At 68.1% G+C, this 19,000-nt stretch carries 24 protein-coding genes, 2 pseudogenes and 1 riboswitch; of the genes and pseudogenes, 11 read left to right on the forward strand and 15 right to left on the reverse strand.

Annotated features, from left to right (window positions below; translation table 11 throughout):
• Positions 1-177 precede the first annotated feature (177 nt).
• Positions 178-255, forward strand: a riboswitch (SAM riboswitch).
• 55 nt (positions 256-310) lie between these two features.
• On the forward strand, positions 311-1,252 hold the full coding sequence (gene metA, locus C7I84_RS28430) for a homoserine O-acetyltransferase MetA (protein ID WP_106775581.1): 942 nt from the start codon (positions 311-313) through the stop codon (positions 1,250-1,252).
• On the opposite strand, the gene C7I84_RS29860 is transcribed toward metA, so the two are convergent.
• Complete coding sequence (locus C7I84_RS29860; RefSeq protein WP_133170183.1) at positions 1,242-1,436, reverse strand: hypothetical protein; 195 nt, start codon at positions 1,434-1,436, stop codon at positions 1,242-1,244. The genes metA and C7I84_RS29860 overlap by 11 nt on opposite strands.
• Positions 1,437-1,483: 47 nt before the next feature.
• On the opposite strand from C7I84_RS29860, the gene C7I84_RS28435 reads away from it, so the two are divergent.
• Positions 1,484-1,759 carry a hypothetical protein gene (locus C7I84_RS28435; protein WP_106775582.1) on the forward strand — a complete coding sequence of 92 codons (276 nt, stop codon included), beginning with the start codon at positions 1,484-1,486 and terminating at the stop codon, positions 1,757-1,759.
• Positions 1,760-1,784: 25 nt separating this feature from the next.
• Here the strand turns inward: C7I84_RS28435 and C7I84_RS28440 are convergent, their stop codons facing one another.
• Positions 1,785-2,516 (reverse strand): class I SAM-dependent methyltransferase, encoded by a 732-nt coding sequence (locus C7I84_RS28440; protein ID WP_106775583.1) that lies wholly within the window; start codon positions 2,514-2,516, stop codon positions 1,785-1,787.
• 106 nt (positions 2,517-2,622) lie between these two features.
• Here C7I84_RS28440 and gloB point away from each other — a divergent pair, with 106 nt between their 5' ends.
• Positions 2,623-3,390 carry a hydroxyacylglutathione hydrolase gene (gene gloB, locus C7I84_RS28445; RefSeq protein ID WP_106775584.1) on the forward strand — a complete coding sequence of 256 codons (768 nt, stop codon included), beginning with the start codon at positions 2,623-2,625 and terminating at the stop codon, positions 3,388-3,390.
• 1 nt (position 3,391) lies between these two features.
• A complete protein-coding gene (locus tag C7I84_RS28450) occupies positions 3,392-3,823 on the forward strand; it encodes a cupin domain-containing protein (RefSeq protein WP_106775585.1) in 432 nt (143 codons plus the stop codon).
• Positions 3,824-3,831: 8 nt separating this feature from the next.
• Here the strand turns inward: C7I84_RS28450 and C7I84_RS28455 are convergent, their stop codons facing one another.
• From C7I84_RS28455 to C7I84_RS28475, 5 genes are all read right to left on the reverse strand, one after another.
• Positions 3,832-4,500, reverse strand: a complete 669-nt coding sequence (locus C7I84_RS28455; protein ID WP_106775586.1) for a lysoplasmalogenase family protein — start codon at positions 4,498-4,500, stop codon at positions 3,832-3,834.
• Positions 4,500-5,393 carry an aromatic amino acid exporter YddG gene (gene yddG, locus C7I84_RS28460; protein ID WP_106775587.1) on the reverse strand — a complete coding sequence of 298 codons (894 nt, stop codon included), beginning with the start codon at positions 5,391-5,393 and terminating at the stop codon, positions 4,500-4,502. Before yddG ends, C7I84_RS28455 begins: the two co-directional genes overlap by 1 nt.
• 36 nt (positions 5,394-5,429) lie before the next feature.
• Positions 5,430-6,245 carry a DUF3108 domain-containing protein gene (locus C7I84_RS28465; protein ID WP_106775588.1) on the reverse strand — a complete coding sequence of 272 codons (816 nt, stop codon included), beginning with the start codon at positions 6,243-6,245 and terminating at the stop codon, positions 5,430-5,432.
• Between the two features lie 81 nt (positions 6,246-6,326).
• Positions 6,327-6,512: a hypothetical protein gene (locus tag C7I84_RS28470; protein WP_106775589.1), complete on the reverse strand. Its 186-nt coding sequence runs from the start codon at positions 6,510-6,512 to the stop codon at positions 6,327-6,329.
• Positions 6,513-6,646: 134 nt separating this feature from the next.
• Positions 6,647-7,405 carry an adenylate/guanylate cyclase domain-containing protein gene (locus C7I84_RS28475; RefSeq protein WP_106775590.1) on the reverse strand — a complete coding sequence of 253 codons (759 nt, stop codon included), beginning with the start codon at positions 7,403-7,405 and terminating at the stop codon, positions 6,647-6,649.
• A 284-nt stretch (positions 7,406-7,689) separates the two neighbouring features.
• Between C7I84_RS28475 and C7I84_RS28480 the strand changes: the two genes are divergently transcribed.
• The 4 genes from C7I84_RS28480 (at position 7,690) to C7I84_RS28495 (ending at position 9,945) form a co-directional block, all read left to right on the forward strand.
• Positions 7,690-8,277, forward strand: a complete 588-nt coding sequence (locus tag C7I84_RS28480) for a biotin transporter BioY (RefSeq protein ID WP_106775603.1) — start codon at positions 7,690-7,692, stop codon at positions 8,275-8,277.
• Between the two features lie 2 nt (positions 8,278-8,279).
• Positions 8,280-8,708, forward strand: a complete 429-nt coding sequence (locus C7I84_RS28485) for a DUF1284 domain-containing protein (RefSeq protein WP_106775591.1) — start codon at positions 8,280-8,282, stop codon at positions 8,706-8,708.
• Between the two features lie 134 nt (positions 8,709-8,842).
• Entirely contained in the window at positions 8,843-9,142 is a 300-nt protein-coding gene (gene rpmB, locus C7I84_RS28490; RefSeq protein ID WP_106775592.1) for a 50S ribosomal protein L28, read from the forward strand.
• 125 nt (positions 9,143-9,267) lie between these two features.
• Positions 9,268-9,945, forward strand: coding sequence for a queuosine precursor transporter (locus tag C7I84_RS28495; protein WP_106775593.1), 678 nt, complete (start codon positions 9,268-9,270; stop codon positions 9,943-9,945).
• Here C7I84_RS28495 and C7I84_RS28500 read toward each other — a convergent pair.
• Positions 9,875-10,819, reverse strand: a complete 945-nt coding sequence (locus tag C7I84_RS28500; protein WP_106775594.1) for an EamA family transporter — start codon at positions 10,817-10,819, stop codon at positions 9,875-9,877. The two genes, C7I84_RS28495 and C7I84_RS28500, sit on opposite strands and share 71 nt — an antisense overlap.
• Before the next feature lie 78 nt (positions 10,820-10,897).
• Between C7I84_RS28500 and C7I84_RS28505 the strand changes: the two genes are divergently transcribed.
• Positions 10,898-11,389 (forward strand): MarR family winged helix-turn-helix transcriptional regulator, encoded by a 492-nt coding sequence (locus C7I84_RS28505; RefSeq protein WP_106775595.1) that lies wholly within the window; start codon positions 10,898-10,900, stop codon positions 11,387-11,389.
• 25 nt (positions 11,390-11,414) lie between these two features.
• On the opposite strand, the gene C7I84_RS28510 is transcribed toward C7I84_RS28505, so the two are convergent.
• The 3 genes and pseudogenes from C7I84_RS28510 to C7I84_RS28520 all read right to left on the reverse strand — a co-directional run bounded on the left by C7I84_RS28510 (position 11,415) and on the right by C7I84_RS28520 (position 14,001).
• Entirely contained in the window at positions 11,415-12,251 is an 837-nt protein-coding gene (locus tag C7I84_RS28510) for a DMT family transporter (RefSeq protein WP_106775596.1), read from the reverse strand.
• Complete coding sequence (locus C7I84_RS28515) at positions 12,248-12,811, reverse strand: TetR/AcrR family transcriptional regulator (RefSeq protein WP_106775597.1); 564 nt, start codon at positions 12,809-12,811, stop codon at positions 12,248-12,250. Before C7I84_RS28515 ends, C7I84_RS28510 begins: the two co-directional genes overlap by 4 nt.
• A gap of 200 nt (positions 12,812-13,011) precedes the next feature.
• Positions 13,012-14,001, reverse strand: a pseudogene (locus tag C7I84_RS28520) (cupin domain-containing protein).
• Positions 14,002-14,077: 76 nt separating this feature from the next.
• Between C7I84_RS28520 and C7I84_RS28525 the strand changes: the two are divergent.
• Positions 14,078-14,446: a DsrE family protein gene (locus C7I84_RS28525; RefSeq protein ID WP_106775598.1), complete on the forward strand. Its 369-nt coding sequence runs from the start codon at positions 14,078-14,080 to the stop codon at positions 14,444-14,446.
• 214 nt (positions 14,447-14,660) lie between these two features.
• On the opposite strand, the gene C7I84_RS28530 is transcribed toward C7I84_RS28525, so the two are convergent.
• Together C7I84_RS28530 and C7I84_RS28535 are read right to left on the reverse strand one after the other, a co-directional pair.
• Complete coding sequence (locus tag C7I84_RS28530) at positions 14,661-15,707, reverse strand: TRAP transporter substrate-binding protein (RefSeq protein WP_106775599.1); 1,047 nt, start codon at positions 15,705-15,707, stop codon at positions 14,661-14,663.
• Between the two features lie 189 nt (positions 15,708-15,896).
• Positions 15,897-16,325, reverse strand: coding sequence for an Lrp/AsnC family transcriptional regulator (locus C7I84_RS28535; protein ID WP_106775600.1), 429 nt, complete (start codon positions 16,323-16,325; stop codon positions 15,897-15,899).
• 118 nt (positions 16,326-16,443) lie between these two features.
• Between C7I84_RS28535 and C7I84_RS28540 the strand changes: the two genes are divergently transcribed.
• Entirely contained in the window at positions 16,444-17,544 is a 1,101-nt protein-coding gene (locus C7I84_RS28540) for a saccharopine dehydrogenase family protein (protein ID WP_106775601.1), read from the forward strand.
• A 184-nt stretch (positions 17,545-17,728) separates the two neighbouring features.
• Here the strand turns inward: C7I84_RS28540 and C7I84_RS28545 are convergent, their stop codons facing one another.
• Both C7I84_RS28545 and C7I84_RS28550 read right to left on the reverse strand, forming a co-directional pair.
• Positions 17,729-18,727: an esterase-like activity of phytase family protein gene (locus tag C7I84_RS28545; protein ID WP_425351420.1), complete on the reverse strand. Its 999-nt coding sequence runs from the start codon at positions 18,725-18,727 to the stop codon at positions 17,729-17,731.
• A 73-nt stretch (positions 18,728-18,800) separates the two neighbouring features.
• Positions 18,801-19,000 (reverse strand): annotated as a pseudogene (locus C7I84_RS28550) (IS4 family transposase); the annotation flags it as partial.

Genomic DNA, 19,000 nt, shown 5'->3' on the forward strand with positions numbered 1-19,000 from the left:
CCAGGATGGCGCGCGACGAAACGGCGGGACGGGTCATAAACGGCTCCGATCTAGCGAAGCCGCCCATGAATCACACATCACACCTGATCCGCTACCCCAACCGCGTTAACCTGAAGCGATTGCCCTGTCGCGGCGACGGCTCCCCATTGACGTGAAACCCCTTCCGGCAGTATGAGCGCTGCCATCCGTGGTGATTTGGCCGGTCGGCTTGCAGCCACGTTAAACAAGTCGCTAAAGGACCGTCGGCAGGACAAGCCGTTTGGACCGGGCGCGACGTTCGCGGCCGGTTTTTTTGTTTGGAGGCAGCACCATGCCGATCAGGATCCCCAACCAGCTTCCCGCCCGCGACGTGCTGGTTCGCGAGGGCGTCTCGGTCATGGACGAGCGCACGGCCATGCGGCAGGACATCCGGCCGATGCAGATCGGTCTGCTCAACCTGATGCCCAACAAGATCCGCACCGAGACGCAGTTCGCGCGCCTGCTCGGCGCCACGCCGCTGCAGGTCGAGCTGACCCTGGTGCGCGTCGGCAACCACAAGGCCAAGAACACGCCCGAGGACCATCTGATCTCCTTCTACCAGACGTGGGAGGAAGTGGCGGGCCGGAAATTCGACGGCTTCATCATCACCGGAGCGCCGATCGAGCTTCTGCCGTTCGAGCAGGTCGACTACTGGGACGAGCTGACGCGCATCCTCGACTGGACGACGACCAACGTCCATTCCTCCTTCTTCATCTGCTGGGGGGCGATGGCGGCGGCCTGGCATTTCCACGGCGTTCCCAAGCACACGCTGGAAAAGAAGGCGTTCGGCGTGTTCCGTCACCACAACAACGCGCCGGCCTCGCCCTATCTCGCCGGCTTTTCCGACGATTTCGCCATTCCGGTGTCGCGCTGGACCGAGGTGCGCGCCGCCGACATCCCGGCCGATTCGGGGCTCGAACTGCTGATGGAATCGAGCGAGACGGGGCCCTGCCTGCTCGCGGAAAGGGCAGCGAACCGGCTCTATATCTTCAACCACATCGAATACGATTCCACCTCGCTCAAGGAGGAATTCGACCGCGACGTGGCCGCCGGCACGCCGATCGAGGTGCCGCACGAATACTATCCGGACGACGACCCGGCCCGGCCGCCGCTCAACCGCTGGCGCTCGCACGCGCATCTGTTGTTCGGCAACTGGATCAACCAGGTGTATCAGACGACGCCCTATGAGCTGGAAGAGATCGGCAGGAGCAGCGCCGAAGCCGTCATCCAGTAATTCGCCCGCCAGCGGGCAGCCGCCAAGATTTCGACTGGCCGTGGTCCTGCGGAAGCGGCTTTTCGCCGCCTGCCGGGGCAAGCCCGACATGGGGCAGGCCAGCTGTGGAAATTTCATTCGCCGAATACTTGCGGTCCTGCAATTCCTGGCTACCTTGGCGAGTGTAGGGCAAGGTGATCGCCACGCGATCCACCGGGGGGATTGGGGGAAATCTTGGAACGATCCGCTTTGATGGCGGTGCTTGCTTTGGCCGCCGTGACGGGCTGCACGCAGACGCCGAAGACCGTGGACGAAGTCATCGCAGGTTGTGTGAGAAAGGTTCACGGTTGGCAGTACGGCTGGCAGATCGAAGCCGCCCAACTGATGCGCGTCAGTCGGGAAAAGATGCCGGAACTCTTCTGCAAGCGGATTGTGACCGCCGTTCAACAGGGCCGCCTCTCGAGCAAGGACGCTTATAACCTGGACAGGGCCGCTTCACCCGTCTGGAAGATCATCAAGGGCCAGTAAGGCGCGCTTGGCGAACGATCCTCCGCTACCCCGTCGCTGCACCCTGCGGGTTGAGCACCGGCACGAAGACGCGCCGCGAGGCGCGCTGCGCCACCGGCAGGCCCTGGTAGAGCCGCTTCTGCGCCTCCACCACGATGACGCCGGAGAAGATCGGCCAGAAGCGGCGGCCGGAGCGCTCCAGCATCGGCTGCAGCCGCATCATGAAGCGCCGCTTCGACGGCGGGAAAAAGAGCGCGTCCGACCAGGCCGCCGGGGTGAAGTTGGCGTCGCGCAGCAGCTCGTTGAGCTGGCTGCGCGAGAACGGCCGGCCGGTGCCGAAGGGCGTGTGCTCGAAGCGCGCCCACACGCCGCGCCGGTTGGGCACCACGATGACGGCGCGGCCGGCCGGCGCCAGCACCCGCCAGATCTCCTTCAGCGTCTCGCGCGGGTTCTCGGCGTGCTCGAGCGAATGCACCAAAAGAATGCGGTCGACCGAGGCGTCGACCAGCGGCAGTTCCTCGTCGAAGACCAGCACCGTCGACGAGGCGCCGTCGCGCGGCCAGCGCACCGCCCCTTGCGTCGCCGGCATGAAGGCGAAGCTGCGCTCGGCCGCCGGCCCGAAGCGCTCCAGCCAGGGCAGCGCGTAGCCGAGCCCGACCAGCCTTTCGCCGGGCAGGTTCGGCCAGATCGCCGAGAGCGCCATGGTGATCGAGCGTTCCGCCATCTGGCCGAGCGGCGAGGCATAGAAGGCGCGCAGGTCGACGATGTCCGAATTCATGGTGCGAACGGTAGCCGCGCCGCCGCCTCAGTTCAACATCGGCGGACGGCGGGATGACAGCGCCGGACCACCGCTCTATCTATGCGGCGAACAGGAGAGGTGCCCAATGCCGATCGACATCGACCAGTTCATGTGCCGCACCGACAATTTCGGCGCGCTCGTCCGCGACCGCCAGAGCGGCGAGACCGCCCTCGTCGACGCGCCCGAGGAAAGGGCCATCCTCGACGCGGTGGAGCGCACCGGCTGGACCCCGACGCTGATCCTGACCACCCATCACCATGGCGACCATGTCGAGGCCAATCTGGCGCTGAAGAAGCGGTTCGGGCTGAAGATCGTCGGACCGGCGAAGGAGGCCGACAGGATCCCCGGCATCGACGAGACGGTCGACGGCGGCTCGGTGCTGCGCTTCGGCGAGCAGGAGATAAGGGTGCTGTCGACGCCCGGCCACACGCGCGGCCACGTGTCCTACCACCTGCCGGAGGCCAAGGTGGTCTTTGCCGCCGACACGCTGTTCTCGCTCGGCTGCGGCCGCCTGTTCGAAGGCACGCCGGCGATGATGTGGCAATCCATGCGCACCCTTTCGGCGCTGCCGCCGGATACCTCCGTCCATTGCGGCCACGAATACACGCAGGCCAACGCCCGCTTCGCGCTCACCGTCGACCCCGACAACGCCGCGCTGAAGGCGCGGGCGCGGGAGGTCGACCGGCTGCGCGCCGACCAGATGCCGACCCTGCCGACCACCATCGGCCGCGAGCTGGAGACCAATCCGTTCCTGCGCCCGCACGATCCCGGCATCCGCCGCACGCTGGGCATGGAGGATGCCTCCGACGAGGAGGTCTTCGCCGAGATCCGCAAGCGCAAGGACAATTTCTGACATGGCCGGGCAAGGGGCGGCGGAGATCGTCGCGCTTCTGGGCATGCAGCGGCACCCCGAAGGCGGCTGGTATGTCGAGACGTTTCGCGACGCGGCCGGCACGGGCGGACGCGCCGCCTCCACCGCCATCTACTTCCTGCTGGAGCAGGGCGACGTGTCGGCCTGGCACCGGGTGCGCGATGCCGTCGAGGTCTGGCATTTCCATGCCGGCGCGCCGATCGAGCTGACGCTGTTCGACGAGATGACGGGGCGCTCGACGCACCGCCTCGGCGCCGACCTCGCCGCCGGCGAGCGGCCGCAGGTGGTGGTGCCGGCCGATGCCTGGCAGACCGCGCACAGCCTCGGCGACTGGACGCTGGTCGGCTGCACGGTGGCGCCGGGCTTCGAATTCTCCGCCTTCGAGCTGGCGCCCGAAGGCTGGGAGCCAGGGTGAGTTGAACGTCAGAAGCGGATCAGCCCCAGCGTGATCGCCAGCTGGCCGAGATAATACGTGCCCCACACCGCGTAGCGCATGCGGTCGCGATGCGGCGAGATCGCCGGCAGCAGGAATTTCTCGGTGGCAAGCAGCGTGTCGGAGACGACGAACAGCAGCATGCCGGCGATCACCAGCGGCGCGTCCAGCATGAGCGCGAAGACCGCCATGGCCAGGATCGCCGCGACATAGGCGGTGACCGGCAGCCGCAGCGCCGGTCCGAGGCGGCCGGTCAGCACGGCGAGGAAGGCCAGGCCGAGCCCGACCAGGATGGCGGCGAGCACGCCGCGCCACGGCGCCGCGAGCAGCATGGCCGGGCCGCCGCCCATCATGGAAAACAGCGCGACATAGGCGAGATGCGCGCAGAGGAAGCTGGCCAGGCCGGCCAGGAAGAGCCTTTCGCCGTCGCGCGACAGGAACAGGTCGCCGGCGGCGCTGAGTGCCAGCGCCAGGACGAGCAGCCAATGGCCGCCCTGCATGGCGGCGAGCACCGCCAGCAGCCCAACCGCCAGCGTCTTGACCACGGAGGCGACCGGCCGCGCCGGCGCGGCCGCCATCGTGCCGTAGAGCAGCGCGGCCGCGGCGGAGAAGATCAGCGTCGCATTGGCCGGGCTCTCGACGCCGCCCTCGAACGGCATCACGCGTCGGCCCCGCGTTCGGCCTGGCGGGCCTGGGAGAACAGTCTCGGCCGTGCCGCCAGCACGGCGCCGGCGGATATCAGCAGGCAGGCGCCGATCACGTTCCAACTCGGCTCGGCGAAGCCGGTGGCGATCAGCACCAGCGTGGACAGCAGCGGCGCGGCATAGCTGGCCGCGCCGAGAACCTGGATGTTGCCGCGCTTGACGCCGAAATCCCAGGCGTAGAAGGCCGCGCCCACCGGCATCAGGCCGAGCCCCAGCACCGCCAGCCACTGCCCTGCGCCCGACGGCAGCACGGTCTGCTCGAGTGCCAGATGGCAGAGCAGCGACAGCACGGAGGTCGCCGCGCAGAACCAGGTGACGATGCCGGTCGGCACCTCGGCGAAGCGCCGCGACAGCAGCGAATAGGCCGACCACAAAAGCGCGCAGACGCCGGCCATGGCATAGCCGAAGGCATAGCGGCTGTCGAAGGAGAGACCGCCGCCCCTGGTGACGATAAGCACCGTGCCGGCGAGCCCGAGCAGCGCGCCGGCCACATGGTTCCAGCGCAGCCTTTCGCCCGGCATCAGCGCCGAGCCGACGACGATGAGCAGCGGCCACAGATAGGCGATCAGGCTCGCCTCCACCGCCGGAGCGTTGCGCAGCGCGGTGAAGTAGAAGAAGTGGTAGCCGAACAGGCCGCCTATGCCGATCAGCCAGACGACCGGCGGTATCTTCACGCCGGCGGGCGGAGCCGGCGCGACGAGCCGCATGGCGAGCCCGACCGCGGTGCCGATGGCGAAGGTGATGGCCGACAGCAGGAACGGCGGCACGCTTCCCGAGGCGTCGGTGAGCAGCGCCAGCAGCGCCCACATGGCGACAGCGGAAAAGCCGATCAGCGTGGCGCGTGCCATTGGCCAAACATCCCCTCGGGCGCGGGGCGGGCCGCGCTATCTGTTCTGGTCGATGCGCCGGGCCCTCACGGTGACGGTGCCGATCTGGGTGCCGACGGTCGCATGCACCGGCGCATATACGCCGGTCGTGCCCAGCGGCGCAAACGCGATCATGATCCTGCTGCGGTTCTGCAGATAGTCCAGCGCGGCCCGGCCCTTGCGGTAGCCGGCGACCGGCCTGACGGTGACCCGGCAGGTGACCACGCCGTCGCCATATTCCCTGACCGCGGACGAGTTAGGCGCCGGGTGCAGCGTCGCGTCGAGCCGGAACTCGCCGTCGAACAGTCTTATCGTGCGCCCGCAGACCTCGCCCGGTCCGGCCGCCTTGACGACGCCGGCCGACAGCGGATCGACGACGCCGCTCAGATGCGCCGGCGTGACCGGCACCCAGTCCGAGCCGCGCTTCTTCAGCGGCGGCACGTTCTCGTTGCCGACCACCGTGCCGCCGCGGAAGCGCAGCGCCGTCATCTGCTTCCTACGGCCTTCCGTATAATTCATGCGGAAGGCGGCGGGCTGCGTGCGCTCGCCGGCGAAGGTGCCGGAGGCCGACGCCGTGCCGCGGGTGCGGCCGAAGATGTCGGCGATGCCGGCGCTCGACACGGTTCCCTGGAGCGAGAACCTGCCGTTCTCGAAGCGGCTGTCGAAAGTCGAGCGGGCGATGGTGAGCCCGAGGTAGGAGACGGTGTATTCGCCCTTGAAGGTTTCGACCTCCGCCTGCGCAGGTGCGGCGGCGGCAATGCCCAGCGCCAGCGCGACCGCAGCCTGTCCGCGCCGCGCCGCAATCCCAACCGCAACTCGCCATCCGTCGATCATGCCCGAGCAGGAAGGCGAAGAATCCGGCAGCAATGTGAAGCGGGCGTGGGGATCGGCCGCTGGCAGGATTGTCGGCGGTGCCTACTCCTCCAGTAGCGGCCACCGCCGATAGGCAATCAGCCACAGGACGATGATGAATCCCGCCGGGATCAGGCAAAGTATCGCCCATGCCGGCGAGAGGCCGACCCGAACGAGAAGTTTCCAAGTCGGTATGCCCGTCAGAAGCACCACCAAGACATAGGGCACAAATTGAATTGCTTCAGGCATCGCTCCCCCTCCGGCGCTTTCCGGCAAACTACTACAGGTTGCAGCCGGACGCGACGGGCGCTGCGAAGAAGCAATGATGGAAATTTCGGCGGCCGCGGATCGGATGCGATCTCGAGCACGGTGCGCGTTTACGCTCAATGCGTGGTCAGGACATGCGCGCGGACCGGCTGGTCGATGCCTTTCAGCGACAGGTCGCGGACGAGCGCGGCGGCCACGAGATCGGGCGCCTCGGCCGCCGCGTCCGCCGAGACGAGGATCTCGCCCGGCGCCGCCTGCGCCTCCAGCCGTGCCGTCAGGTTGACCGTGCCGCCGATCGCCGTGAAGTCGCTGCGGAAGGTCGAGAACTCGCCGATCTCGACCTGGCCGGTATGGACGCCGACACCCACGCCGATGCCCTTGCCGTGCGAGCCGACGCCCTGGCTGGCGATGCGTTCGAGCGCGGCGCCGCAGCGGCGCTGCACCTCGATGGCCGCCCCGATCGCCGCGGCGGCATGGCGCTCGTTGCGGATCGGGAAGTTGAAGATCGCCATCAGGCCGTCGCCCATCTGCTTGTTGACGATGCCGTCATGATCCCAGATGGCGCGGGCGCACTCGTCCTGGAAGGTGCTGACGATCTCGCCGAGCGTGGCCGCGTCGAGCCGCTCCGACAGATATGTGTAGCCGCGCATGTCGGCGAACAGGATGGAGGCCATGGCCGAGATGCGCCGCTGCTTCTTGACGAAGGTGAAGGCGCGCTCGCAGATCGTGCAGATGTTGGGGTTCATCTTGCTGCGGGTGATGCCGAAAGCCTGGAACGGCACGGCCAGCGGCCCGCGTATCGGGATCGGCATGTGCATCTGGTCCCAGCAGCCCCGGCAGATGCGCGCGGCGGCGCGAGGTTGTGGTGACGGCATCCTGCAACAACTTTCTGGCCGGCTGGCCATCGCATGGGCGACGCTTCGACCGCGCCCGGAGACGCCATGCCCGCTTTGCTCCTGGCGTCGCGCCCTGCCGGTGAGAGTGTCGCTTTCGGCGGGCTTTGGCAATGACCGACCGGATGCCGTCAGCGGCAGGCTTCGGTCTGTCCGCGCCGGCATTTCCGATTGCACGTCGGGGCGGCGCATGGAATATCGCCGCGCGTGCCGAATGGCACTGCCGGCGACCGCCGGAACTGCAGCTCCGTTGGAAGGACGACCTCATGAACAATTCATCCGCCGCCGCTCAGCCCTATGTGCCGCTCCGGCTGGCCGGGCGCCCGCTGACGCTGAAGCTCGTCGCCGTCGCTCTCGGCACGCTGTTCCTCGCCGCCTCGTCGTGGATCGAGGTGCCGATGTTCCCGGTGCCGATGACCATGCAGACCTTCGCCGTCACGCTGATCGGCGCGCTCTATGGCTGGCGGCTCGGCCTCGCCACCGTGCTCGCCTGGCTCGGCGAGGCGGCCCTCGGCTTTCCGGTGCTGGCGGGCGGCGCCGGCGGCCTCGCGCATTTCGTCGGCCCGACCGGCGGCTATCTCGTCGCCTTCCCGCTGGCCGCGATGCTGGTCGGCTGGCTGGCCGAGCGCGGCTGGACCGGCGCCGGGCGCATCCTCTCCAGCGTCGCGGCGATGCTGCTCGGCAACGCCTTCATCCTGGCTTTCGGCGGCTTGTGGCTGGCGGTCGTGATCGGCCTCGCCGACGCTATCGCCTTCGGCGTCCTGCCCTTCATCCTCGGCGGCGCGCTGAAGGCGGTGCTGGCGACGGTGACGGTCGAGGTCTACCGCCGCAGCGGAGCGAAGCCGGCGCTCTGACCATGACGGTCCGGCTGCGCGCCCACCACCTGCTCTGCATGCTGACCTATGTCGGCAAGGGCTACAGCGCGGCCTTCACCGACAATTACGACGCCATCGTCGAACGCCTGAGCGGCGGCGAGGACATCCTCCTCGTCGCCGGGCCGGACGACATCTGTCGGCCGCTGCTCGGCGAAGACGGGGCGCACTGCCTGAACGCCAGCGTCGTCGAACGCGACGCGCTGGCAGCGGCGGCGGTCGGCGGCCTGCTCGGCCGGCCGCTCGGCCCCGGCCAGCGGATCGCGCTCGATCCGGCCGTGCTGGCCCGCATGCGCGAGGCGTTCCGGCAGGGCACGACGCGCCGCGCCTGCTCCGAATGCGAATGGCTCGATCTGTGCAGCCGCGTCTCCGCCGGCGGTTTTACGGGGACGAAGCTGGTTTGCCCGGGATAGAAGCGGCTTCCCCGCCTTGACGCCTCCGCCAAATGCCACTATGGAGGCCCAACTTTTCAAGAGACCGCTTGACAAGATCGCGCGCCGCCGAGGCGAGGCAGGCCGGTCCGTACGAGAATCGAAGGTAGTAAGAAATGTCCCGTGCTTGCGAACTGACCGGCAAGGCCGTGCTCACCGGCAACAATGTCAGCCACGCCAACAACAAGAGCCGCCGCCGCTTCCTGCCCAACCTGGTCAGCGTCACGCTGATCTCGGAGGCGCTGAACCAGAACGTGCGCCTGCGCATCTCCGCCAACGCGCTGCGCTCGGTCGAGCACCGCGGCGGCCTCGACGCTTTCCTGGCCAAGGCCGATGTGGCGGAGCTGTCGCAGCGCGCCCGCCTGCTCAAGAAGCAGATCGCCAAGAAGCTGGCCGAGCAGTCCGCCGCTGCCTGATCCTTTCTAAGGCGGGGGACGACCGCCGGAATGGGGCCCGTCATCCACGATGGCGGGCTCTGTTTTGTGAGGCATCGCCGGAGCGTCCGCCGGCTGCCGCTGGTTCCATTACCCAGGATAAAAAAATGAAAGACCGCACCACCTACCTGCCCTTCGTGGCCGCCATGGCGCTCGTCGTGGTCGCCTCCAACATCCTCGTGCAGTTCCCCGTACAGGGCATGCTCGGCGGCCTGTCGCTGGCCGACATCCTCACCTGGGGCGCCTTCACCTATCCCGTCGCCTTCCTCGTCACCGACCTCGCCAACCGCCGCCACGGACCGCTGTTCGCGCGCCGCGTCGTCTTCGTCGGTTTCATGCTGGCGGTCGCCTGCTCGATCGTCGTGCCGCCGCTGTTCTACCGGCTCGGGCTGATCGAATTCGACACCGCCGCCGGCCGGCTGGTGCGCATCGCCATCGCCTCGGGTGCGGCCTTCCTGACGGCGCAGCTGCTCGACGTCACCGTGTTCAACTGGCTGCGCCGGCAGAGCTGGTGGCGGGCGCCGATCTTCGGCACGCTGGCCGGTTCGGTGATCGACACGGCGATCTTCTTCACCATCGCCTTTTCCGCCGCCTTCGCCTTCGTCGGGCCGGAGGACGCCTTCGCGCTGGAAGCGGCACCCCTGCTCGGCAGCCTGCCGGCCGAGGCGGCGCGCTGGGTGTCGTGGGCGCTGGGCGACCTGACGGTGAAGCTGATCATCGCCGTCGTCGCGCTGATCCCCTACCGGCTGATCGCCGCACGCTGGAGCCAGCCGGTCGTCGTATAGCGACGGCCGCTTCGACCGCTGCGGGCGCCTTCTGCTGCGCCCGCTGGCTGAGCCAGACGCTGGCGAGCACGGCAGCCATGCCGGCGACCTGGGCGAGGCTGAGCGACTGGCCGAGCACCGACCAGCCGAGGATGACCGCCGTCATCGGGCTGAGGAAGCCGAGCGGCGACACCACCGACGGCTCCAGCCGCGAGATGCCGCGGAACCACAGGATGTAGGTGAAGGCCGCGCCGATCAGGCCGAGATAGGTAAAGCCGAGCAGGTTGGCCTGGGTGAGATGCGGCAACGGCGGCTCGAGCCACAGCACCACGGGAATGAGCAACAGGCCGCCGGCCGTGAGCTGCCAGGCGGTGAAGGTGAGCGGCGACACCGGCGGCTGCCAGCGGCGGGTGAGCACCGTGCCGGCGGCCATGGAGAGCGCGCCGGCGAGACCGGCGACGATGCCGACCGGATCGAGCGCCGCCTGCGGCGTCAGGATAAGCAGCGCCACGCCCGCCAGCCCGCCGAACGCCGCCACGACCGACAGCGCCCGCACCGGCGCGCCGAGCAGCAGCCGCGCCAGCAGGATGACGATCAGCGGCTGGATGGCGCCCACCGTCGCCGCCACGCCGCCCGGCAGCCGGTAGGCCGAGATGAACAGCATCCACCAGAAGATCGAGAAGTTGAGGGCGCCGAGCACGAACACCCGCGCCCACCAGATGCCGTGCGGCAGCTGCCTCACCAGGAGCAGCAGCAGCAGGCCGGCCGGCAGCGCCCTGAGCAGCGACACGGTCAGCGGATAGCCGGCCGGAAGCAGCTCCGTCGTCACCAGATAGGTGCTGCCCCAGATGGCCGGGGCGATTGCTGTAAGAAGGATGTCGAAGCTGCGGGGCATGATGACCTTCCCGATATCTTGACGTCAAGATAATACAAAATATCTTGACGTCAAGATATCCTGCCGGGAAGATGCGGCATGGACCGCGTGGACGAAATCCTGGCCCAGTGGAACCGCGAGCGCCCCGACCTCGACGTGACGTCGATGGGCCTGATCGGCCGCATCCGGCGGCTTGCCGCGCATCTCGGGCGCGAGATGGAGAAGACCTTCGCCGCACATGGGCTAAACAGCGCCACCTTCGACGTGCTGGCGACGCTGCGCCGCTCCGGTCCGCCCTACGGCCTGTCGCCGGGCGACCTGCTGGCCGCCATGATGATCACCTCGGGCACGCTGACCAACCGCATCGACCAGCTCGAAAAGGCCGGGCTGGTGAAGCGGAACCATAATCCGGAAGACGGCCGCAGCGTCATTGTCTCGCTCACCGACAAGGGATTTTCCGCCATCGACGCCGCCGTCACCGCGCATGCGGCGACGCAGGCGCGGCTGGTGGCGTCGTTGCCGGCCGCGGACAAGGCCGCGCTCGATGCCCTGCTGCGCGGCTATCTGGCGAGATTCGAGAACCCAGCCTGAGCGGCGAGTCGGGCCGGCCGCGCATTCATGGCCGATAGCCGATCAGGATGGCGCCGATCGTGACGACGACACAGGCGATAAGACGCCGCGGCGTCAGCGCCTCGCCCAGGAACAGCCCGCCGATCAGGGCGGCGAAGACGACGCTGGTCTCCCGCAGGGCGGCGACGGGACCGGCAGGTCCCAGGGCGAAGGCCGCCACCACCGCGCCATAGGCGAGGACGGCAACGACACCGCCGGCCAGCGCCTTCCACGTCTCCGGCGCACGCCGATCGACCGTCAGCCTGCCGCGCAGCATGAGCACTACCGCCGGCAGCATGACGCCGTAGAGGACGACCACCCAGGCCGCATAGGCCCTGCTGTCGCCGGCCACCCGCACGCCGATCGCATCGACGGTGGCATAGCCGGCGATGATCGTGCCCGTCGCCGCGGCGAGCAGGATCGACGAGGCGGCGGCCCGCCCCTTGCCGAGCGAAAGGCTCATGATGCCGAGGGCCACCAGGACGACGCCGGCCGACTGGTACGGTCCGATCTGCTCGCCGGCGAGCAGGAAGCCGCCCAGCGTCACCAGCAGCGGCACGGTGCCGCGCACGACCGGATAGATCTGGCCGAGTTCCCCGTGCCGGTAGGCGGCGACGAGGAAGACGGTGTAGGCGACCTGCAGGACGGCGGAAAGACCGATGTAGCTCCACGCCGGACCCGCTGGAAGCGGCTGCAGAAAGACGAAGGGAAGCGCCGCCAGCGTGCCGGAAAAACTCATCACGGTGACGGTCCACAGCCGGTCGGCGCCGCTGCGCAGGAAGGCGTTCCAGCTCGCATGCAGGATCGCGGCGAAGAGGGCGAGCCCGACAACCGCGGCGCTCATGGATAGCCGGCCTGCGCCGCGAGCACCGCGGTCGCCGACGCTCGGGCGCTCCGGATGGCTTCCCTTCCCTGCCCCATCTGGGCAAGCAGCGTCGCCCCCTCGATCAGCATGAACAATGCCGTGGCGGCAGCCTCGCCGCGGTCACCCGGCATGGATGCCGCGAGAATCCCGCGCAGCCGCCGTTTCAGGCCGAGCTTCTGCCTGGCGGCCGCCCGGTGCACGGGGTGGTCGCGGCTCTCGAACTCCGCCAGGGCGTGCTGGAACAGGCAGCCATGGAAATCGGCACCGTCGAACCAGCGCTCGTGCCAGTCGAGGATCGTCGCGATCTTCCGGTCCAGCGTGGCGGCGCTTGCCACGAGGCCGTCGAGCTGCCGCTCGAACCGCTGCTCCCGCCATTCCAGGACGGCGACGATCAGCTCGTCCTTGCTCGGAAAGTGCCGGTACATGGTCATCTTGGCGACCCCCGCCTCGGCGATGATGCGATCGATGCCGGTCGCGTGGAATCCGCCGCGCTTGAACAGCCGATAGGCGGTCTCGATGACTTGCTGGCGCTTCTGCATGACGACACCAAGAGATGAGACAGGTCTGTCTCTTTTTGCCGTGAATTCGCGGAAAGTCAAGCGCAAGCGGCCACATCCTGCGGGACAGGCCCGGCGGAGTCCGGTTCATGTGGCGGCGGCGGTACTCCGGAGGCCACCGCCATCGAGCGCACTTATCGGGAGGCTTGTGCCGCGACGGATCGGCCTCGCCGCTCGGGTCGTCAGTGCCGGTTCTGCCGCCAAGCGGCCGGCGGGGTGCCGTAGGCGCGCGAGAAGGCGCGGCTGAAGGCGGCTTCCGTGCCGTAGCCGGCCTCGTGCGCGACGATCCCGATCGGCTTGCTGGTGGTGCTCAGCGTCACGCTGGCAAGGCACAGGCGCCAATCCAGCACGTAGCGCATCGGCGACGTGGCGAGTACCGCCTCAAAGCGCTCGGCAAGCGTGCTGCGCGACACGCCCGACGCGGCGGCAAGGTCCTGCACCGACCAGTCCCGCCGGGGGTCGTCATGGATCAGGGCCAGGCAGCGCCCCAGCGACGGATCGGCGAGCGCGGCGAGCCATCCCGTCGAGCCGGTTCGGCCCGAAATGACCTGGCGCCGCAGCAGCTCGATGAAGATCGTCTCGGTCAGCCGCTCCAGCACGGACAGGCCGCCGGCGCGCGGCCGCTAGATCTCGGCGACGATCTGCGCGATCATGGCCGTGAACCAGCCGGCATCGTCGCCCTCCGCCGTGCGGATGTGGATGAAGCGCGGCAGCGCGTCCCTGAGCAGGCGGAAGCCCACGGCCTCGCATTGCAGGTAGCCGCAGATCAGCCGGACGCGCGGATGCTCCTGGCCATAGCGCAGGATCGGCACCTCCCGCCACGGCTTCGGCGGCAGGTCCCCGCCTGGGTCGAGCAGGCGGCCGCCGGTACCGGCGCCGACCATATGCCCGGTTCCCTGGGGAAAGGCGACGACGTCGCCCTGGCGCAGGGTCGCCCGCTCGCCCTCCAGCTCCACCCAGCACGTGCCTTCCGCGAGGATGTGGAACGGCATCACCGACGGCGGCCGGTAGGGTGACGGCGAGGCGTCCGTCTCCCAGGCGCCGCCGGGCATGAAGCAGAACTGCACCGAGCCGGAAATCCTGATCGAGCGCAGCACGTCGGAGAGGACGTCCTTGTCGGTCGCGCTGCCTGCCGAAAGGCGGGCCGGAGTTTCGATCAAATATTTCGGCAATCCGGCCAAAGACACTTCCTATCTATTCCTGTAAATGAAGAAAAATTCAACAGAAACATGTACAAATGGAAACAACATGCAAGCAGAAAGCCGTAATCTTGTCATCCTTATGACCAAGGGCATCGACTCGGAACTGTCCTCGGTCGCGTTCACCATTGCCAATGGCGGACTGACCGCCGGCCTGAAGGTGTCGGTCTTCCTCACCAGCTCGGCCATCGATCTCGTCCGCCGCGGCGGGCAGCAGTTCACGCATGTGCCGCCGCTCGACCCGCTCGCCGCCCTGATCGCCGATTTCCAGAGCCACGGCGGCGTCATCTGGGCCTGCCCGCCCTGCGTGAAGGCGCGCGGCTACGAACAGGCCGACCTGCTCGACGGCGTCGTCATCGTCGGCGCGAGCGCCATGCATGCGGAGATCAAGACCGGAGCGGCGACATTGTCGTTCTGAGCGGCGGACGAAGCGGCGCGACCGGCTTCCCCTCGATCCGGCTCGAGCTGCTTTAAGCGGCGGGCCCGCCCTCTCCGGCGGGCTTTACGGCAGGAGGAAGATTGCCCCGCCCTCCTCCTGCCGGCGCCGTGCCCGCGGACGCTCCGCCGGCTACCGGTCGATCCGGGATACGCTCGCACGCGATTGCCCTGGCTCGCGCCGGAAGGCGGCAAGTTCATCGCCTGGTGTATTTGTCGATCAGCGTCCGCGACTCGTCGAGCAAAGCCTGGCCGTCGATGCCTTTCGCCTTCATCTCGGCGATCCAGGTCTCGACGACTGGCTCGGCCGCCGCCTGCCATGGTCCCACCTCGGCGGCGCCGAGTTCGATGATCGTGTTGCCGGCGTCGAGCGCGGCTTTGCGGCCGGCGCCGTCGTCCGCCTGCATGGTTTTGCCGAACAGCGCCGATACGTCGCTGCCGGAATTGTCGTCGATGACCTTTTTGAGGTCCGCCGGAAGGCCGTCGTAACGGGCCTTGTTCATCGCCAGCACGAAGGCGGAGGTGTAGAGCGCGCGGTCGCCACCGAATTCCGTGTGATTGGGAGCGAGTTCCGGCACTTTCAGCGGCACCGCCACCTCCCAGGGGATTACCGCGCCGTCGATCATGCCCTTTTCGAGGCCGTCGGTGATCGCCGGTATCGGCATGACGACCGGCGTTGCGCCGAGCCGGCCGATGAGCGCCGTCACCATGCGGGTCGGGGCGCGCAGCTTTCTGCCCTTCATGTCGCCGAGCCTGGCGATCGGCTGGCGCGCATGGATGACGCCGGGGCCGTGCACCCAGGCAGCGACGACATGCACGTCCTTGAACTCGGTGTCCTTCAGCCGCGACGAGAGCAGGTCCCACCAGGCGCGCGACGTCGCCTCCGCCTCCGTCATCATGAAGGGAAGCTCGAAGACCTCGGCGCTGGGAAAGCGTCCCGGCGTATAGCCCGGCAGCGCGAGCACGATATCCGCCGTTCCGTCGATCGCCTGATCGATCAGGTCGGCAGGCTTGCCGCCGAGTTGCATGGCCGGGTAGCGTTCGACCTTGATGCGCCCGCCGGACTGGCTCTCGATCCTGTCGGCCCAGGGATCGAGGATGTGCCTCGGTGCGTTGGCCTCGGCCGCCAGGAAATGGTGGAGCTTGAGCGTGATCTCCTGCGCCAGCGCCGCGCCGGCATGGAGCCATGCCGTGACGGCGAGGGCACCCGCACAGGCCGCCGACCTTCTGGAAAAGAGCTTCATGGATCCGCCTCCCCCGTCGCGGACGCCACTCGCCGCACTCCGCCCGAAAATACTACCAGAAATTCGGCCGTTGCGGCGAAGCGGGGACGAACCGTTTCCATCCGGACGACTGCGGGGTTAACGCATGGTTGCAGGCTCCGTTAACCTGCTTTCGAGCTGATCGGCAACGCCCTGGCCGCGGCCGCGATCCTAGCGGTCGATCCGGGTCGACAGGATGATCGACGACAGAGTGCGCTCGACGCCGTCCAGCGCGCCGATGCGATCGATCACGAGATCGAGGTCGGCGACCGACGGCGCCTCGACGACGATGATCATGTCGAAATTGCCGCTGACCGAATGCAGCGTGCGCACCTCGGCCATGCCGCGCAGCGCGGCCGCGACGGCTGCCGACTGTTTCGGCGGCACCGTCACCAAAATATGCGCCTTGACCAGATTCCGTTCGTGCTCCGGCGACAGTTTCACGCCATAGCCGGCGATCACGCCCTGCCGCTCCAGCCGCTCGATGCGGCTTTGCACCGTGGTGCGCGACACGCCGAGCCGGCGCGCCAGCTCGGCGGTCGAGGCGCGGGCGTTCTCGCGCAGCAGGGCAATCAGAGCACGGTCGGCTTGGGTCGTCATTTCGAGCAATCTCGTCGGCGAAATGTCCAAATAGAACCTTTATAAGTTTCCTATAGAGGCTTTCTTTCGACGGGCAAGCTGCGATGATTCCGCCGGATCGGTTGCGCGGAGGTTCGCCATGAAAGAGATCGTCATCGCCGGAGCCGGCAAGATCGGCTCGACCATCGCCGACCTGCTCGCCGCCAGCGGCGACTATCGCGTCACGGTCGTCGATCGTTCGCAGGCGCAACTCGACGGGCTCGACACCGCGCAGCCGGTCGGCCTGCTTTGCATCGATCTTGCCGACGCAGCCGCGCTTGACGCCGCGCTCGCCGGAAAGTTCGCGGTGCTGTCGGCCGCTCCCTTCCATCTGACCGTCAAGATCGCCGAAGCCGCCGCCTGCGCCGGCGTGCACTATCTCGACCTCACCGAGGACGTGGCGAGCACCCGCCGCGTCAAGGAGCTGGCGGCGACGGCAAAGAGCGCCTTCATCCCGCAATGCGGCCTGGCGCCCGGCTTCGTCTCCATCGTCGCCAACGATCTGGCAAGACGCTTCGACACGCTGGAGAGCGTGCGCATGCGCGTCGGCGCACTGCCGCAATACCCGTCCAACGCGCTCAACTACAACCTGACTTGGAGCACCGACGGCGTCATCAACGAATATTGCGAGCCCTGCGAGGCGATCGTCGAGGGCGAGCTGGTCGAGGTGCCGCCGCTGGAGGAACGCGAGGAGTTTTCGCTCGACGGCATCACCTACGAGGCGTTCAACACCTCGGGCGGGCTGGGCACGCTGTGCGAGACCTATGCCGGCAAGGTGCGCACGCTGAACTACCGCACCATCCGCTATCCCGGCCACGCGGCGATCATGAAGGCGCTGCTCAACGACCTCGGCCTGCGCCACCGCCGCGAGGTGCTGAAGGACATCCTGGAGAACGCCCTGCCGGCGACGCTGCAGGACGTGGTGGTCATCTTCGTCACCGTCGCCGGCCGCAAGGGCGGGCGGCTGCTGCAGGAGAGCTACGCCAACAAGATCTACAGCCGCCAGATCGGCGGCGTGACGCGCAGCGCCATCCAGATCACCACCGCCTCCGGCATCGCCGCCGTGCTCGACCTGCTCGCCGGGGGCCGGCTGCCGCAGGAAGGTTTCGTCCGCCAGGAGGACATCGCGCTCGACGCGTTCCTGGCCAACCGCTTCGGCCACAACTATGCCCAGGCGAGCGCCGGGCACCTGGCGGCATAGCGCGACCACCCCTCCTCCTTGCGGGGAGGGTGGCCAGCCGAAGGCTGGCCGGGTGGGATAACCTCGGAAGCGTGGGACGCTCAGAAACTGCGCCGACCCGACACCGAAGAGGGCGTCGAGCACGGCCGTTGCGACCCCACCCGGCCAGACTTCGTCTGGCCACCCTCCCCTCAAGGGGGAGGGATTAATCGTTGTGCAGGCGGAACTCCAAGTAGAGATTGCGCTGCAGGATCGAGTGGTTGTCGTCGGAGATGACCGACACCATGGTGGCGCCGTCGGCGCGCTGCCAGACGTCCATGCCTTCCATGTTGTCGATCTGGTAGGCCATGTCGGCCTCCAGCAGCACGGGGCCGTCGGCGACCTTTCCCCGAGCGATCGAGGCGCCGGCGATGCGGCGCAGCCGCATCTTGACGCCGTCGGCCATCCTGTAGCTGCGCTCCAGCAAGAGCAGGTCGCCGTCGGGCAGGAAGGCGCCGTCGGTGATGTCGAAGTCGCCGCTGCGCTTCACCGTGAAGATGCCCTTGTCTGGCCCTTCGATGATGGCGGCGAAGATGTTGCCGGCCTTGTCGAGGCTCTTTTCCGAGACGACGACCAGCCCGCCGCGATGCGGCCCGTCAGCCGGCGCCCGCGTCACCGTCTCGAAGGCGCGGTTCTGGCGCAGCTCGTTCTTCGGCACCAGGAAGTCGAGCTGGCGCACCGGCGCCCTCATGTCGCCGGGCTCGATGCGGAACTGGGCGATGCGGTGGTTGCGCTCGAAGCCGACCGTGGCGACGTTGCCCTCGACGTCGAGCCCTTCGGCGTCGACCTCCCATTTCCTGCCGATCGGCTGGCCGGCCTCGTCGACCATCGGCACCATGCGGAAATTCTCGACGCCGGCAGGCCGGCCCTGTGCGTCGCGGGCGATCGTGCCGAAGAACCAGAAGCCGGTGTCGGCGACACCGATGAAGTCCGAACCGGGCTTCAGGAAACGGAACGCCGACATGGCGCCGAAATCGGCGCCGCGCGCCGTCATCTCGAGCCCGCCGACGAATTCGAGCGGCCCGAACTGCTTCTGGTCGCGGCCGATGTGAAAACGCCCGATCGGGCGCGACGTGACGTCCATGCGCTCGACAGGGACGGGATCGGCATGGGCGGGCGCAGTAGGCAGAAGGCAGATGAGAGCAGCGAGGAGCCATCCAGCCAACGCTACGTTCCTTCGCACCTCCCTCTGTCCTGCCGGACATCTCCCCCGCAAGGGCAGGGCTGTCCGGGGAAAGTCATGCATAGTGGAAAGCCATCTGGTTTGGCGAGCATCGGGGTCTTCTATGGCTCGGATTGACGGGCGGCGGACGTTCGATGGCGGCGATGTGGCGGCGCTCGAACAGGCATTGTGCGACGAGATCGGTGAAGCGCAGGATCGGCATGGCGATGCGGTTGGCGTTGGCGGCAATGCGCAGCAGCGCATAGGCGATCATGG

This window comes from Kumtagia ephedrae, from assembly GCF_003012745.1.
GTDB lineage: Bacteria > Pseudomonadota > Alphaproteobacteria > Rhizobiales > Rhizobiaceae > Kumtagia > Kumtagia ephedrae.

What these genes read in the sequence shown, in the direction of transcription:
- C7I84_RS28535 (WP_106775600.1), bottom strand. Translation starts at nt 16,325, where the DNA reads ATGACGACCCAAGCCGACCGTGCTCTGATTGCCCTGCTGCGCGAGAAC.
- C7I84_RS28500 (WP_106775594.1), bottom strand. Translation starts at nt 10,819, where the DNA reads ATGCCCCGCAGCTTCGACATCCTTCTTACAGCAATCGCCCCGGCCATC.
- C7I84_RS28525 (WP_106775598.1), top strand. Translation starts at nt 14,078, where the DNA reads ATGCAAGCAGAAAGCCGTAATCTTGTCATCCTTATGACCAAGGGCATC.
- C7I84_RS28465 (WP_106775588.1), bottom strand. Translation starts at nt 6,245, where the DNA reads ATGATCGACGGATGGCGAGTTGCGGTTGGGATTGCGGCGCGGCGCGGA.
- gloB (WP_106775584.1), top strand. Translation starts at nt 2,623, where the DNA reads ATGCCGATCGACATCGACCAGTTCATGTGCCGCACCGACAATTTCGGC.
- C7I84_RS28455 (WP_106775586.1), bottom strand. Translation starts at nt 4,500, where the DNA reads ATGCCGTTCGAGGGCGGCGTCGAGAGCCCGGCCAATGCGACGCTGATC.
- C7I84_RS28510 (WP_106775596.1), bottom strand. Translation starts at nt 12,251, where the DNA reads ATGAGCGCCGCGGTTGTCGGGCTCGCCCTCTTCGCCGCGATCCTGCAT.
- C7I84_RS28485 (WP_106775591.1), top strand. Translation starts at nt 8,280, where the DNA reads ATGACGGTCCGGCTGCGCGCCCACCACCTGCTCTGCATGCTGACCTAT.
- C7I84_RS28470 (WP_106775589.1), bottom strand. Translation starts at nt 6,512, where the DNA reads ATGCCTGAAGCAATTCAATTTGTGCCCTATGTCTTGGTGGTGCTTCTG.
- C7I84_RS28475 (WP_106775590.1), bottom strand. Translation starts at nt 7,405, where the DNA reads ATGCCGTCACCACAACCTCGCGCCGCCGCGCGCATCTGCCGGGGCTGC.
- rpmB (WP_106775592.1), top strand. Translation starts at nt 8,843, where the DNA reads ATGTCCCGTGCTTGCGAACTGACCGGCAAGGCCGTGCTCACCGGCAAC.
- yddG (WP_106775587.1), bottom strand. Translation starts at nt 5,393, where the DNA reads ATGGCACGCGCCACGCTGATCGGCTTTTCCGCTGTCGCCATGTGGGCG.
- C7I84_RS28480 (WP_106775603.1), top strand. Translation starts at nt 7,690, where the DNA reads ATGAACAATTCATCCGCCGCCGCTCAGCCCTATGTGCCGCTCCGGCTG.
- C7I84_RS28515 (WP_106775597.1), bottom strand. Translation starts at nt 12,811, where the DNA reads ATGCAGAAGCGCCAGCAAGTCATCGAGACCGCCTATCGGCTGTTCAAG.
- C7I84_RS28450 (WP_106775585.1), top strand. Translation starts at nt 3,392, where the DNA reads ATGGCCGGGCAAGGGGCGGCGGAGATCGTCGCGCTTCTGGGCATGCAG.
- C7I84_RS28440 (WP_106775583.1), bottom strand. Translation starts at nt 2,516, where the DNA reads ATGAATTCGGACATCGTCGACCTGCGCGCCTTCTATGCCTCGCCGCTC.
- C7I84_RS28495 (WP_106775593.1), top strand. Translation starts at nt 9,268, where the DNA reads ATGAAAGACCGCACCACCTACCTGCCCTTCGTGGCCGCCATGGCGCTC.
- C7I84_RS28435 (WP_106775582.1), top strand. Translation starts at nt 1,484, where the DNA reads ATGGCGGTGCTTGCTTTGGCCGCCGTGACGGGCTGCACGCAGACGCCG.
- metA (WP_106775581.1), top strand. Translation starts at nt 311, where the DNA reads ATGCCGATCAGGATCCCCAACCAGCTTCCCGCCCGCGACGTGCTGGTT.
- C7I84_RS28505 (WP_106775595.1), top strand. Translation starts at nt 10,898, where the DNA reads ATGGACCGCGTGGACGAAATCCTGGCCCAGTGGAACCGCGAGCGCCCC.
- C7I84_RS28530 (WP_106775599.1), bottom strand. Translation starts at nt 15,707, where the DNA reads ATGAAGCTCTTTTCCAGAAGGTCGGCGGCCTGTGCGGGTGCCCTCGCC.
- C7I84_RS28540 (WP_106775601.1), top strand. Translation starts at nt 16,444, where the DNA reads ATGAAAGAGATCGTCATCGCCGGAGCCGGCAAGATCGGCTCGACCATC.